The sequence below is a fragment of the Brachybacterium massiliense genome (genome assembly GCF_900184245.1).
GTDB classification, from domain to species: domain Bacteria; phylum Actinomycetota; class Actinomycetes; order Actinomycetales; family Dermabacteraceae; genus Brachybacterium; species Brachybacterium massiliense.
Map to the genome: position 1 here is coordinate 675,461 of NZ_FXXB01000008.1, position 12,957 is coordinate 688,417.

General features: G+C 70.2%; 12 protein-coding genes and 1 tRNA gene. 9 read left to right on the forward strand and 4 right to left on the reverse strand.

Annotated elements, in window-relative coordinates; genetic code table 11:
• Window positions 1-59: 59 nt before the first annotated feature.
• From BN4251_RS13075 to BN4251_RS19000, 3 genes are all read left to right on the forward strand, one after another.
• A complete protein-coding gene (locus tag BN4251_RS13075) occupies window positions 60-3,860 on the forward strand; it encodes a multifunctional oxoglutarate decarboxylase/oxoglutarate dehydrogenase thiamine pyrophosphate-binding subunit/dihydrolipoyllysine-residue succinyltransferase subunit (RefSeq protein WP_087485504.1) in 3,801 nt (1,266 codons plus the stop codon).
• Window positions 3,861-3,954: 94 nt separating this feature from the next.
• Complete coding sequence (locus BN4251_RS13080) at window positions 3,955-4,584, forward strand: GDSL-type esterase/lipase family protein (RefSeq protein ID WP_170932034.1); 630 nt, start codon at window positions 3,955-3,957, stop codon at window positions 4,582-4,584.
• Window positions 4,585-4,716: 132 nt separating this feature from the next.
• On the forward strand, window positions 4,717-4,791 hold the full coding sequence (locus BN4251_RS19000; protein ID WP_369801468.1) for a 50S ribosomal protein bL37: 75 nt from the start codon (window positions 4,717-4,719) through the stop codon (window positions 4,789-4,791).
• A gap of 80 nt (window positions 4,792-4,871) precedes the next feature.
• Here BN4251_RS19000 and BN4251_RS13085 read toward each other — a convergent pair whose 3' ends face one another.
• Both BN4251_RS13085 and BN4251_RS13090 read right to left on the reverse strand, forming a co-directional pair.
• Window positions 4,872-5,219, reverse strand: a complete 348-nt coding sequence (locus BN4251_RS13085) for an anti-sigma factor (protein ID WP_087485506.1) — start codon at window positions 5,217-5,219, stop codon at window positions 4,872-4,874.
• On the reverse strand, window positions 5,216-5,923 hold the full coding sequence (locus BN4251_RS13090; RefSeq protein WP_425426204.1) for a sigma-70 family RNA polymerase sigma factor: 708 nt from the start codon (window positions 5,921-5,923) through the stop codon (window positions 5,216-5,218). Before BN4251_RS13090 ends, BN4251_RS13085 begins: the two co-directional genes overlap by 4 nt.
• Window positions 5,924-6,168: 245 nt before the next feature.
• Between BN4251_RS13090 and BN4251_RS13095 the strand changes: the two genes are divergently transcribed.
• The 6 genes from BN4251_RS13095 to BN4251_RS13120 all read left to right on the forward strand — a co-directional run bounded on the left by BN4251_RS13095 (window position 6,169) and on the right by BN4251_RS13120 (window position 12,170).
• Entirely contained in the window at window positions 6,169-6,735 is a 567-nt protein-coding gene (locus BN4251_RS13095; RefSeq protein WP_087485508.1) for a DoxX family membrane protein, read from the forward strand.
• A gap of 4 nt (window positions 6,736-6,739) precedes the next feature.
• Window positions 6,740-8,065 (forward strand): 3-phosphoshikimate 1-carboxyvinyltransferase, encoded by a 1,326-nt coding sequence (gene aroA, locus BN4251_RS13100; RefSeq protein WP_087485509.1) that lies wholly within the window; start codon window positions 6,740-6,742, stop codon window positions 8,063-8,065.
• Window positions 8,062-9,129: a ribosome small subunit-dependent GTPase A gene (gene rsgA, locus BN4251_RS13105; RefSeq protein ID WP_087485510.1), complete on the forward strand. Its 1,068-nt coding sequence runs from the start codon at window positions 8,062-8,064 to the stop codon at window positions 9,127-9,129. The genes aroA and rsgA overlap by 4 nt, the downstream gene beginning before the upstream one ends.
• Before the next feature lie 68 nt (window positions 9,130-9,197).
• On the forward strand, window positions 9,198-9,992 hold the full coding sequence (gene hisN, locus BN4251_RS13110; protein ID WP_087485511.1) for a histidinol-phosphatase: 795 nt from the start codon (window positions 9,198-9,200) through the stop codon (window positions 9,990-9,992).
• Between the two features lie 131 nt (window positions 9,993-10,123).
• Window positions 10,124-11,344: a pyrophosphate--fructose-6-phosphate 1-phosphotransferase gene (locus BN4251_RS13115; RefSeq protein ID WP_087485512.1), complete on the forward strand. Its 1,221-nt coding sequence runs from the start codon at window positions 10,124-10,126 to the stop codon at window positions 11,342-11,344.
• 4 nt (window positions 11,345-11,348) lie between these two features.
• Window positions 11,349-12,170: a C2 family cysteine protease gene (locus BN4251_RS13120; RefSeq protein WP_170931963.1), complete on the forward strand. Its 822-nt coding sequence runs from the start codon at window positions 11,349-11,351 to the stop codon at window positions 12,168-12,170.
• Between the two features lie 15 nt (window positions 12,171-12,185).
• Here BN4251_RS13120 and BN4251_RS13125 read toward each other — a convergent pair whose 3' ends face one another.
• The gene (locus tag BN4251_RS13125; protein WP_087485513.1) at window positions 12,186-12,815 is read right to left on the reverse strand and encodes an SGNH/GDSL hydrolase family protein; all 630 of its coding nucleotides are present in this window, start codon (window positions 12,813-12,815) and stop codon (window positions 12,186-12,188) included.
• A 67-nt stretch (window positions 12,816-12,882) separates the two neighbouring features.
• Window positions 12,883-12,956, reverse strand: a tRNA-Met gene (locus BN4251_RS13130).
• Window position 12,957: the final 1 nt, after the last annotated feature.

Consider the following 12,957-nt stretch of genomic DNA (forward strand, 5'->3'; position numbering starts at 1 on the left):
GTGCCGTTAGGCTGTGGACATCCGTATCTCTCGACCGTGAGAAGGCTGGCGATCTCAGAGTGTCACAGCAGACACAGGACTCCGATTCTGCGGAGTTCGGTCCCAATCAGTGGCTCGTGGACGCGCTCCGCGAGCAGTGGCAGGAGGATCCCTCGAGCGTCGACCCCAGCTGGGCGGAGTACTTCGCCGACAGCGCGGTGAACGCCGGTTCCTCCCGTCCGTCCGGGGACAACTCGACATCCTCGGAGGCGTCGACGACGACGCCTGCGAAGGCTCCCGAGCCCGCGCCGGAGCAGAACGCTCCCCGCGCGGAAGCGGATCCCCCGCCGGCGAAGGCCTCGAAGGCCCCCGCGGCCTCTTCCCAGCCCGCGAAGGAAGCCCCTGCCGTGAACGACGACACCGCGAAGCCGGCCCCGAAGGCGCCAGCCGTCTCCACCACGTCGGACCGCCCCGCGAAGGTCCCCACCACGACCGCTCAGATCCCCGCCGTGGAGCTGCGGGAGCCCGAGCAGGTCAAGCTGCGCGGACCGGCCGCCGCCGTGGTGCGGAACATGGACGAGTCGCTCGCCGTGCCGACGGCGACATCGGTGCGCGACGTCCCGGTGAAGCTGCTGTTCGACAACCGCATCGTCATCAACAACCACCTCAAGCGCCACCGCGGCGGCAAGGTGTCCTTCACTCACCTCATCGGCTGGGCGATGATCGAGGCGATCACCGAGATCACCGACATGAACAACGGCTTCGACGTCGATGAGAAGGGCAAGCCGCTCCTGCTCAAGCGCGAGGACATCAACTTCGGCCTCGCGATCGACATGCCGCGCCCCGACGGGTCCCGCGGCCTGGTGGTCCCGAATATCAAGGGCGCTCAGCGCTTCGACTTCCGCGGCTTCTGGCAGGCCTACGAGGAGGTCGTGAAGAAGGCCCGCGCGGGCAAGCTCACGATGGACGACTTCTCGCACACCACCGTGTCCCTGACAAACCCCGGCGGCATCGGCACCGTCCACTCGATCCCCCGGCTCATGCAGGGCCAGGGCGTGATCGTGGGCGTCGGCGCGATGGACTACCCGGCGCAGTTCCAGGGCGCGAGCTCCGCGACCCTTGCCGATCTGGCGATCTCGAAGGTCATGACCCTGACCTCGACCTACGACCACCGCATCATCCAGGGCGCCGCCTCGGGCGAGTTCCTCAAGCGGATGGCGGACAAGCTGCTGGGCAAGGACGGCTTCTACGACCGTGTCTTCGCCGCGCTGCGGCTGCCCTACCAGCCGGTTCGCTGGGTTCCGGACAACCCGTTCAAGCACACCGAGTCCGAGCGCCTGGCGCGGGTGATGGACATGATCCATGCCTACCGCGTGCGCGGCCACCTGATGGCAGACACCGATCCGCTGCAGTACAAGGTGCGCACCCATCCGGATCTCGATGTCGAGACCTACGGCCTGACCCTGTGGGACCTCGACCGCACCTTCCCCACGCGCGGGCTGGGCGGCACGGAGACGGCGACCCTGCGCGATATCCTCGGCGTGCTGCGCGACGCCTACTGCCGCTCCATCGGCGTGGAGTACATGCACATCTCCGACCCGGAGGAGCGTGCCTGGATCCAGCAGAAGATGGAGACGCCCCGCCGTCCCTTCGACAAGGCGGAGCTGACCCACATCATGGATCGGCTCAACGCCGCGGAGGCGTTCGAGACCTTCCTGCAGACCAAGTTCGTGGGCCAGAAGCGCTTCTCCCTCGAGGGCGGCGAGGCCGTGATCCCGATGCTCGACGCGGTGCTGCACGGTGCGGCGCACGACGGGCTCGACGAGGTCGCGATCGGCATGTCCCACCGCGGTCGTCTGAACGTGCTCTCGAACCTCGCCGGGAAGAGCTACGGCCAGATCTTCCAGGAGTTCGAGGGCAACTACGGCCAGAAGCTCGGCTCCGGAGACGTCAAGTACCACCTGGGCACCGAGGGCACCTACACCTCGCGCGATGGCAAGACCACCAAGGTCTACCTCGCCGCGAACCCCTCGCACCTGGAGGCCGTGAACCCGGTCCTCGAGGGCATCGTGCGCGCCAAGCAGGACCGCCTCGAGCGTCCTGAGGAGTTCCCGGTGCTGCCGGTGCTCGTGCACGGCGATGCCGCCTTCGCCGGCCAGGGCGTGGTCACCGAGACCCTGAACCTCTCGGAGCTGCGCGGCTACCGCACCGGCGGCACGATCCACGTGATCATCAACAACCAGATCGGCTTCACCACGCTGCCGGACTCCTCGCGCTCGTCGTTCTACTCGACCGACGTCGCCAAGTCCACGCAGCTGCCGATCTTCCACGTCAACGGCGATGACCCCGAGGCCTGCGTGCGGGTCGCCGAGATCGCCTTCGAGTTCCGTCAGAAGTTCCACCGCGATGTCGTCATCGACATGGTCTGCTACCGCCGCCGTGGTCACAACGAGGGCGATGACCCCTCGATGACCCAGCCGGAGATGTACAAGCTGATCGGTGAGAAGCCCTCGACGCGCAAGCTGTACACCGAGGCGCTGATCGAGCGCGGCGACCTCACCGAGGAGGAGACCGAGGGCCTGGTGCGCAACTTCCAGGCGCACCTGGACGAGGCCTTCGCCTCGACCCGTTCAAAGGGCGCGGACTCCTCGGAGTCCTCGGACTCCTCCGCCGACGTGCAGGGCCTGGACCTGCCCGATGCGCAGCAGGGCTCCCCCTCCCCGGCCGCGGCCGAGACCGCCGTGGACGCCTCGATGCTCGAGCTGATCGGGAAGGCACACAGCGACGTCCCCGACTCCTTCACCGTGCACCCGAAGCTGATGACCGTGCTGCAGCGCCGAACCCAGATGGCGACCGAGGGCAAGATCGACTGGGCCTTCGGCGAGCTGCTGGGCTTCGGCTCCCTGCTGCTGCAGGGACACCGCGTGCGCCTGGCCGGGCAGGACTCGCGCCGCGGCACCTTCGTGCAGCGCCACAGCGTCCTGATCGACCACGAGAACGGAGACACCTGGACCCCGCTGTCCCATCTCTCCGATGACCAGGCGCGGTTCAACGTCTACGACTCCTCGCTCTCGGAGTTCGCGGCGCTCGGCTTCGAGTACGGCTACTCGGTCGAGAGCCCGCAGTCGCTCGTGCTGTGGGAGGCGCAGTTCGGCGACTTCGTCAACGGCGCACAGACCATCATCGACGAGTTCGTCTCCGCCTCCGAGCAGAAGTGGGGCCAGAACTCGAGCGTGGTGATGCTCCTGCCCCACGGCTACGAGGGTCAGGGCCCGGACCACTCCTCCGCCCGCATCGAGCGCTTCCTGCAGCTGTGCGCGGAGGAGAACATGCGCGTGGCGGCCCCGTCGACCCCGGCGAGCTACTTCCACCTGCTGCGTAAGCAGGCGCTCACCGAGCCGAAGAAGCCGCTGATCGTCTTCACCCCGAAGTCGATGTTGCGCAACAAGGCCGCGGTGAGCGCGGTGGAGGACTTCACCTCGGGCACCTTCGAGCCGGTCCTGCCGGATATCACGGTGAACCCCTCCGAGGTGCGCCGCGTGCTGATCGCCTCCGGCAAGGTCTACTGGGACCTGGTCGCTCGTCGGAAGGCCACCGAGGCCACCGACACCGCGATCGTGCGGGTCGAGCAGCTCTACCCGCTGCCCACCGAGCAGCTGCTGGAGGCGCTGGACGCCTACCGCGATGCGAAGCTGGTGTGGGTCCAGGAGGAGCCGCAGAACCAGGGTGCCTGGAGCTTCATGGCGCTGAACTTCGCCGCCGAGGTGGGGCGCACCCTGCAGGTGGTCGCCCGTCCGGCCTCCGCCTCCCCGGCGACCGGCTCGAACTCGACGCACAAGGTCGAGCAGGAGAACCTGCTCGACCGGGCCTTCGAGGCCTGATCCCGCTCGCGGGCCACGGGTTCGCCCGTGGCCCGCGTCGCCGTTAGTGTTGAGGTTCTCGTCCCCACAGGAGGTCCCGGTGCCCGCCGTGCCCATGACGCCCGCCTCGGATCCGGCATCCCGGATCCGGATCATCGCGCTCGGAGACGAGCTCCTCGCCGGAGTGGGTGACGCCCGCGCTCTGGGATGGCTCGGCCGCGCGGTGGCCAGCGAACAGGGGGCGGAGAGCCGTATCGACGTGTTCACCGCGGCGCTGCCCGGTGAGACCTCGGCGGATCTGGCCGAGCGCTGGGACGTGGATGTGCAGCGCCGCTACTCCGCGCAGGGGCAGGCCGATGCCACGATCGACCACCGGGTGGTCGTGGCGATGGGCCGCGGCGACGTGGATGCCGGCATCTCCCTGGCCCGCTCGCGCCTGAACCTCGCGAAGATCCTCGACGGGCTCGAGCGTCTGCGCATCCCCGCCTTCGTGGTGGGCCCGCCGCCCAGCGCCGACGCCGGCACCACCAGCGCCGTGCGGGACCTCTCGGCCGCGTTCGAGGACGTCTGCTCCCGTCGTCGGATCCCCTACGTCGACACCGTCGGCGGGCTGGCGGGGCACGACCAGTGGGAGAGCGACATCGCCCGCTCCCCCGGTGATCATCCGGGGCAGACCGGCTACGGGCTGATGGCCTGGCTGGTGCTCCACGCAGGCTTCGGCTCCTGGCTCGGCACCTCCTCCTGACACCGTTCGCAGGTGCTGCGAGGCACGAGTGACCTCCGCCTCAGCCCTGCCGATGACCTGGCCCTGCGTGCTCAGGCGCCGGTGCCGATATGGCATACTCGTTGGGTTACCGGCCGAAGGAAGGAGAGCGTGATGAGCAAGCGAGGACGCAAGCGCAAGGCTCGCCGCAAGAACAGCGCGAATCGCGGCAAGCGCCCCAACAGCTGACCGCGATATCGCCGCGAGCGACATGATGAAGGGCCCCTCCTGCGGGAGGGGCCCTTCATCATGTCCGGGGCCGGCGCGCTTCAGGGCGCGGGATAGCTGCGGCGGGTGGTGGTCGAGGTGGTGGTCACCTGGACGGTCCCGTCGCCCGTCTCGGTACGCGTGACCGAGACGGTGCGGCACTGCACGGCGATGCGCTCGCGCAGCTCCGAGGGGGCGCGGTCCGCGCAGCTGCGGCGCACGAGCTCCTTCATCAGGCGCAGCTGCTCCCATTCCTCATGGCACTCGGGGCAGTCCGCGGTGTGCCGGCGCATCCGCTCGACGAGCTCGCGGGGCAGCTCGCCGTCGAGCGCCTCCTCGAAGCCGTAGCGCAGGTCGCGGCCGCGACGAGGAGCGGTCTCCTGTCGTGCTGCGGGGTCGTCGTGGTTCATCGTTCCTCCTCCCGTTCCTTCGTTGCTGTGGCCGCGCCGTCCGGGCTCCCGGTGACTGCGTCAGGGTGCTCGCGCAGGAAGCCGCTGCGGTAGGCGTAGTCGGAGAGCTTCTCGCGCAGCTGGCGGCGCCCGCGGTGGAGCCGGGACATGACCGTGCCGATGGGCGTGTCCATGATCTCGGCGATCTCCTTGTAGGCGAAGCCCTCGACGTCTGCGAGGTAGACCGCGATGCGGTAGTCCTCGCGCAGCTCCCCGAGCGCCTCCTTCACCGCGGAGTCCGGCAGGGTGTCGAGCACCTCGGTCTCGGCGGAGCGCAGGCCGCTGCTGGTGTGCCCGGCCACCTCGGCCAGCTGCCAGTCCTCGACCGTGTCAGTCCAGGCCTCCTTGGGCCGGCGCTGCTTCTTGCGGTAGAGCGAGATGTAGCTGTTGGTCATGATCCGGTACAGCCACGCGCGCATGTTCGTGCCGGGCGTGAACCGGTCCCGGGCGCGGAACGCCTTGACGAAGGTGTCCTGGACGAGATCCTCGGCGTCGTGCGGATTGCGGGTCATGCGCAGCGCGCCGCCGTAGAGCGAGTCCAGGTGCGAGAGCGCCTCCGACTCGAAGTCGAAGTCGGCGGCGTCATCCGGCACGGTGGCGAGCGCTGCGCTCTCACCGTCCGGGGAGCCCTCGTCGGGACTCGGCATGGGATCTGTCCGGTTCATCGCCCTCCAACCTACGCCACACGGTCGGGTCGGAGCGTGCTCGATCAGCGCTGCGCTCATCCATCGTCCCTTCCCCCGGCCGCGGCCGATGCCGTCCAGACGGGCCGATCCGGTCCCGTCCACGCTCAGGTGCAACGCACGCGGCCCGGAGGATGTTCCCTCGGCTGTAGTCTGGACGTCGGTGACCTGGCCGACACGGCGGGGCCACCGGATCTGCTGACACCCGTCAAGAACGTGAGGACACCATGGCCCTGGTTCGTCGCATCGCACGACCGCTGCTCGCCGCTCCCTTCATCTTCGAGGGCGTGCGCACCGCGCTCCGCCCCGAGCGGGAGATCGATGTCTACCCGGAGGCCTTCGACGCCGTCGACTCCGCGATCGGCAAGACCTCCGCTCCCGGCTTCCTCGACGTCCGCACCGTCGTGCGCGCCACCGGTGTGGTCGCCGCCGGCGCCGGCGTCCTCTACGCCACCAACCGCTGCCCCCGCGCTGCCGCCGCCGCCCTGCTCGTGACCACGTCGGTGGGCTGGGCCGGGCGCAAGCGGATCTGGGAGCTGCGCGGCGAGGAGCTGACCCAGGAGGTCCAGTCGATCCTCACCGACGCAGGTCTGATCGGCGGCGTGCTGCTGGCCGTGGTCGACCACGACGGCAAGCCCTCGCTCGGTTACCGGGCCAACAGCTTCATCGAGCGCAGCCAGAAGAAGGCCGCGGCGAAGCAACGTCAGCTGGAGAAGAAGGCCGGCGCGCTGGAGAAGAAGGCGAAGGGGGCGGTGCAGACCGCTCAGAAGCAGCTCTCCGTCCAGCAGGGCTGAGCCGATGATGTCCGAGGTGCTGTGGAACGCACCCGTCGCCGACCAGCCGGTCGATGCCCTGGTGCGAGTCCCGGGATCGAAGTCTCTGACCGCACGCTGGATGCTGCTGGCCGCCGCGGCGGACGAGCCCTCCGTGCTGCGCGGTGCCCTGGTCTCCCGGGACACCCGCCTGATGCGGGACGCCCTCGAGCGGCTCGGTGCCGTGTTCGAGGTGGTGGACGGGTCCATGCACGTCACCCCGCTGCCCCCGCCCGGGGAGCATCCGGCCGAGCCGATCGAGATCCACACGGGTCTGGCCGGCACGGTGATGCGCTTCGTGCCTATCCTGGCGGCGCTGCATCACGGCGATGTGCGCTTCACCGGCGATGACGCGGCGCTCGCCCGTCCGATGGACGCGGTGGTGCAGGTGCTCCGCCAGCAGGGCGTCGAGGTCACCGAGCACGGCGAGCCGGGCCGGCTGCCGCTGACGGTGCACGGCACCGGCCGTCTGCGCGGGGGCCGGATCGAGGTCGATGCGTCCGCCTCGAGCCAGTTCGTCTCCAATGCGCTGCTGGTCGCGGCGCGGGGCGAGCAGGACCTCGAGCTGGTGCACGTGGGCGAGGTGCTGCCCTCCCTGCCGCACATCGAGATGACCCTCGAGACGCTGCGGCAGGCCGGTGTGGAGGCCTCCCATCAGGTCGATCCGCAGGGGCGGCACAGCTGGAGCGTCACCCACGGCGCGATCCGTCCGGTGGAGGTCACGATCGAGCCGGATCTGTCCAACGCGGGCCCCTTCCTGGCGGCGGCGCTGGTCACCGGCGGCACGATCGCTGTCGACGACTGGCCCGAGACCACCACGCAGCCCGGCGACTCCTATCGCGAGCTGCTGTCCCGGATAGGCGGCGAGGTGTGGCGCGAGGACGACTCGGTGTGCGTGCGCGGCACCGGGAGGATCCGCGGCATCGAGGCGGACATGTCCGCCGTCGGCGAGCTCGTGCCCACGATGTCGGCGCTGTGCGCGCTCGCGGAGACCCCCTCCCGCCTGACCGGGGTGGCGCATCTGCGCGGCCACGAGACCGACCGTCTCAAGGCGCTCGCGACCGAGCTGTCCAAGCTCGGCGCCCGCACCGTCGAGCTCGAGGACGGCCTCGAGATCCATCCCGGCCCGCTCAGCGGCACCGTGTTCGAGAGCTACGAGGATCACCGGATGGCCACCGCCGGGGCGATCATCGGCCTGCGGGTCCCGGATCTGCGGGTGGTGGACATCGGCACCACCCAGAAGACCCTCCCCGACTTCGTGGGGATGTGGCTGTCGATGCTGCACCCGGAACCGGCGGTGGACGACGCGTGAGGGGCTCGTCACGCGAGTACGACGAGAGCGATGTGCGCGTGCGCCCCAACCGGCGCGGCTCACGTCCTCGCACGAAAGATCGTCCCAAGCACGAGGACGCCGTCACCGCCCGCGTGGTCTCCGTGGACCGCGGGCGGTGGCGCACCGTCGTGGGCGAGGGGACCGCGCAGCAGCGCGCCGTCACCGCGATGCGCGCCCGGGAACTGGGCCGCTCCCCCATCGTCCCCGGCGATCTGGTGGGCCTGGTCGGTGACGTCTCGGGCCGCGAGGGATCCCTCGCGCGGATCGTGCGGATCCAGGAGCGCAGCTCCTTCCTGCGCCGCAGCGCCGACGACGACGACCCCACCGAGCGCCCGCTGGTCGCGAACGTCGACCTGATGGTGATGGTGACGGCGCTGGCGAACCCCGAGCCGCGCGGCGGCATGATCGACCGCTGCCTGGTCGCCGCCTATGTCGCGGGGATCGACGCCCTGCTGGTGCTCACCAAGTCCGATCTGCGCTCCCCCGACGAGTTCCTCACGAGCTATGCCCCGCTCGGTCTCGAGCACGTGGTCACCCACCGCGAGCCCGCCGAGCAGGCGAGCGATCCGCAGGCGCCCGAGATCGTGGGCCTGGAGGAGCTGCGCGAACGCCTCTCCGGGCGGGTCAGCGTGCTGATCGGCCACTCGGGCGTGGGCAAGTCGACGCTGCTCAACGCGCTGGTTCCGGGCACCGATCGCGCGATCGGCGTGGTCAACGACGTCACGGGACGCGGCCGACACACCTCCTCGTCGGCGCTGGCGATGCAGCTGCCGGAGGATGACGGCTGGGTGATCGACACCCCCGGCGTGCGCTCCTTCGGCCTGGGCCATGTGGACCCCGATGAGCTGATCGACGCCTTCGCGGACCTCTCCGTGCTGGCCGAGCAGTGCCCGCGCGGCTGCTCGCATCTGGAGGACGCCCCCGACTGCGCCCTGGACGCGCTGGTGGAGGCGGGAGAGGCCGGCACCGCGGGCCCGGCACGGCTGGTCTCCTACCGGCGGCTGGCCACGGCGCTGCAGAAGAACGATCCCTGGGACCTCTGAGGCGCTGGGCCGCCGGCGTGCCCGCGTCGCTGCGCAGAGCAGCGCCCACCGGCCCGTAGTGTGGGCGCATGTCCAGTCGATTCGCCGATGACCTGCGCCTGGCCCACGTCCTGGCCGACGCCGTGGACCAGCTGACGATGTCCCGCTTCAAGGCGCAGGACCTCGAGGTCTCCACCAAGCCCGATCTCACCGAGGTCACCGATGCGGACCGCGCCGCCGAGCAGCTGGTGCGCTCGCAGCTCTCCCGCTCCCGCTCGCGCGACCAGGTGATCGGCGAGGAGTTCGGCACCACGGGCGCCTCCCCGCGCCAGTGGGTGATCGATCCGATCGACGGCACCAGCAACTTCGTGCGCGGGGTGCCCGTGTGGGGCACGCTGATCGGCCTGATCGAGGACGGCCGGCCCGTGGTGGGCCTGGTCTCCGCGCCGGCGCTGGGGCGCCGCTGGTGGGGCGGCGAGGAGGCGGGCGCCTGGACGGGCACCCGCATCAACAGCGCCTCGCGCCTGCAGGTCTCCTCCGTCTCCCGCATCGACGAGGCCTCGCTGTCCTACTCCTCCCTGCACGGCTGGGCGGAGCGGGAGCGCCTGCCCCAGATGCTGAACCTGATGCAGCGGTTCTGGCGCACCCGCGCCTACGGCGACTTCTGGTCCTACATGCTGGTGGCCGAGGGCGCGGTGGACGTCGCCTGCGAGCCGGAGCTCGCGCTGCACGACATGGCCGCGCTGGTCCCGATCGTCACCGAGGCGGGCGGCCGCTTCACCTCGCTCCAGGGCGAGGACGGCCCCTTCGGCGGGGACGCTGTCGCCAGCAACGGGCTGCTGCACGAGGAGATCCTCGAGGCGCTCGCAGAGCGTCAGGGCTGAGCGTCGCGCGCTCGCGGCCGCGGTGCGCAGGTCGCTGCCGGTCCACGCGGGACCCTCGCGCGCCTGGGCCCGCCCGTGATCGGTAGACTCGGTGCGTCGTGACCCCGAACCGTGAAGGGATACCTCCCCCTATGACCGTCAAGCGCGTCGCCCTCCTGACCGCCGGTGGCTATGCCCCCTGCCTCTCCTCCGCCGTCGGCGGACTGATCGAGCGCTACACCGAACTGGTGCCGGACGTCGAGATCATCGCCTACAAGCACGGCTACTGGGGACTGCTCTCCGGCGAGAAGCTCGTGGTGGACGACGAGGTGCGTGCGAAGGCCGGCCTGCTGCACAACTACGGCGGCTCCCCCATCGGCAACTCCCGCGTGAAGCTCACCAACACCGCGGACCTGGTCAAGCGCGGCCTGATCCAGGAGGGCGAGAACGCCCTCGAGGTCGCCGCGAACAAGCTCAAGGCCGACGGCGTGGACGTGCTGCACACCATCGGCGGCGATGACACCAACACCACCGCCGCGGATCTGGCGAAGTACCTGCACGAGAACGGTCACGAGATGCAGGTCGTGGGCCTGCCCAAGACGATCGACAACGACATCGTGCCGATCCGTCAGTCGCTCGGCGCGAAGTCCGCCGCGGAGCAGTCCAGCGTCTTCGCGCAGAACATCATCGCCGAGCACGGCTCGAACCCGAAGATGCTGATCATCCACGAGATCATGGGCCGCGCCTGCGGCTACCTCACCGCGCAGGCCGCCGAGTACTACCAGACCTGGCATTCCCAGCAGGAGTGGCTGCCCGGCATCGGCCACCGCGCCGACCGCTGGGACGTCCACGCCGTGTTCCTGCCCGAGCTGAAGCTCGACATCGACGCCGAGGCCGAGCGCCTCAAGAAGGTCATGGACGAGACCGGCTGCGTGAACATCTTCCTCTCCGAGGGTGCGGGCATCCCCGAGATCGTCGCCGAGATGCAGGCCCGCGGCGAGGAGCCGGAGAAGGATCCCTTCGGCCACGTCAAGATCGACACCATCAACCCCGGCCAGTGGTTCGCGAAGCAGTTCGCCGAGAAGCTGGGCGCGGAGAAGGTCATGGTCCAGAAGTCCGGCTACTTCTCGCGCTCCGCGAAGGCGAACGCCGATGACCTGCGCCTGATCAAGTCGATGACCGACTACGCCGTGCAGGTCGCCCTCGAGGGCGGCTCGGGCCTGATCGGCCACGATGAGGAGCGCGATGACGTGCTGCGCGCCGTCGAGTTCGAGCGCGTCGCCGGACACAAGGCCTTCGACGTCTCCCAGCCCTGGTTCCACGAGGTCATGGAGCGCACCGGCCAGAAGATCGTCCCGGCCACCGCCGAGTGATCTGATGGACCACCGGGCCGACGTCGCGCCGCTCGGCGCCCGTCGGCCCGGCGTGCGCACCTGGCGCCGCACCCTTCGCGCGCTCGCCCTGACGGGGCGGGCGCGCGACGCATATCCGGGACCGGATGCCCGCGGCGTGCTGCAGCTGGGTCCCGGTCCGTCGGCGTCCGCGCTGTTGGAGGATCGCGGCCCTCTCGCCCCGCCTCGGCTGCTGCGCCCCCGCCAGGGGCGGCTCGGGGACTGCTGGGTGATGGCCCCGATGGTGGCCCTCCACGAGACCGCCCCGGAGCGGCTGCGCGCCCTGCTGAGCGCGGAGCAGGACGGGATCGTCTCGGTGCACCTGCCCGGGCTGGCGGAGCCGCTGCGGGTGGATCGCCGCTTCCCTGTCGACGAGCGCGGCGTCTTCCAGTACGGCAGGCGCGACGGCGCGAACCCGGGATGGGTGGGCGTGCTCGAGAAGGCGATCGCCGCGCATATCGCCGGTGACTACGCCTTCCTGCAGCGCGGCTTCGCCCGCTTCGGCTTCGAGATCCTGCTCGGCGAGAGGGTGCATTCGCAGCTGCGGATGCCCAGTGCCGCGCAGATCATCGCCTGGCGCGCCGAGCACCGCGCGATCGCTGCATCGACCCATCCCTTCAGCGCGCGCGTGCCGAGCGCGGCCGGGCCGCTGCCGGCCAACCATGTCTTCGCGGTGGTGGGCGCCGATGCGCGCAGCGGGCACGTGCATCTGCGCAATCCTGTGCGGCCCTCGGCGCTGCTGGTGCTCGATGCCCGCAGCTTCCGGCGCGGCTTCCTGTCGGTGGATGTGACGGGTCCGCTGGGCTGAGGGTCGCGGGCAGGTTCAGCGCCCTGCGGCGTCGAGCCAGGCGTCGGCGATCAGGCGATGGCCCGCGGGGGTGGGGTGCACGCCGTCCTCGGCGAGGGTGGCGGGCGTATGCCCGGCCGCGTAGGCGGTCGCGAGCACCTGCTCGAGGTCCACAATCCGGTGGCCGTGCTCGGCGGCCAGGCGCCGGATGATCGCGACCTTTCCGTCGAGGTCGCTGTGGACTCGTGCGGCCTGCTCGTCGATGTCCGCGACGAACGGGACGATCATCAGCACCGGAGCATCCGGCACTCTCGCCGAGAGCCGCTCGAGGAGGTTCCGGCAGCCCTGCTCGAAGGAGTCGTCGGTGACGTGCTCGCCGCGCGTGAAGCGGTGCCAGGCGTCGTTCACACCCACGTAGATCGTGACCAGGTCCGGGGCGTGGTCGAGGCAGTCGACGGTGAAGCGGGCCTCGAGATCTGCGACCTTGTTCCCGCTGATGCCCCGGTTGATGAGCGTGGCGGTGGGCTCATGGGCGGCGAAGTGCTCCGCGAGCAGTCGCACATAGCCGTGGCCCAGCTCCTCAGGGTCTTCGCGCCGCCCGCAGTCGGTGATGGAGTCGCCGATGAACAGCAGCGTGCGCGGGGCGGGGGTCTCAGGTGAGGTCATGGGCGCCATCGTGCCAGACATGGCAGAAGGCCCGGACAGTGTTTCCACTGTCCGGGCCTTCTTCTCGTAGCGGGGGCAGGATTTGAACCTACGACCTCCGGGTTATGAGCCCGGCGAGCTACCGAACTGCTCCACCCCGCGG